The following is an 815-nucleotide window of genomic DNA, read 5'->3' as shown; positions in this document are numbered from 1 at the left end:
CCGGGTGTCGCCGAGCCGGGTGCCATGGTGCCGGTCGAGCCGGTGGTCCCGCCCGTCGAGCGGCCCATGCCGGTGTCGGTGTCGTTGCCGGTGTTGTTCCGCATGGGGCTGGCACTGTCCGTGGTGCCCCCGGTGCCGCCCTTACCGGTGCTGGACTGGGCCAGGGCTGCGGCGGAGACGGCGAGGGTCAGCGCGGCGGCCAGGGCGACGATCTTGGTCGGCATGGTATCTTCCTTCCCTGATGGGGTCTCAGGAGGCGAACCCACCCCTCGCGCCATTGTTCAGAGAGATATTTTTCGCCGAAGCCGCATTTGCCCGGATGATCGCCCGCGACGCTCCGTCCGCACTGCCGATCGGCGGAGAAACGCTATATTCAGCGCAGCCGTGACCGAGATCCTGTTCTACCACCTCCAGCGACAGCCCCTCGAAAAGGTGCTGCCGAGCCTCGTCGAGAAGTCGCTGGAGCGCGGCTGGCAGGCGGCCATCCAGGCCGTGAGCGAGGAGCGGCTCCAGGCGCTCGACGACGGCCTGTGGACCTATACCGACGAGAGTTTCCTGCCCCACGGCACCGACCGGGACACGGATGCGGCGACCCAGCCGGTCGTGCTCACCCTGCGGGACACCAACCCCAACGGCGCCTCGATCCGCTTCCTCGTGGAGGGGGCGGACCTGCCGGAGGATGCGCAGAGCTATCAGCGGATCTGCATCCTGTTCGACGGCACCGATACCGACGCCCTGCTCCGCGCCCGCGAGCAATGGCGCGGCGCCAAGGCCGCCGGCCACGCGGTCGCCTATTGGCAGCAGGACGAGGGCGG

2 protein-coding genes are annotated in these 815 nt (G+C 69.2%); one reads left to right on the top strand and one right to left on the bottom strand.

Annotated elements, in window-relative coordinates:
- The coding region (locus MZTS_RS24715; protein WP_192285970.1) for a hypothetical protein at positions 1-224 on the bottom strand (224 nt) is incomplete at its 3' end.
- Between the two features lie 160 nt (positions 225-384).
- Here MZTS_RS24715 and MZTS_RS24710 point away from each other — a divergent pair.
- A partial coding sequence (locus tag MZTS_RS24710; protein WP_192285968.1) for a DNA polymerase III subunit chi occupies positions 385-815 on the top strand: 431 nt, incomplete at its 3' end.

Origin of the sequence: Methylorubrum zatmanii (genome assembly GCF_014845115.1) — a bacterium.
GTDB classification, from domain to species: Bacteria; Pseudomonadota; Alphaproteobacteria; order Rhizobiales; family Beijerinckiaceae; genus Methylobacterium; species Methylobacterium zatmanii.
This window is presented reverse-complemented; position numbering and strand designations above follow the sequence as displayed.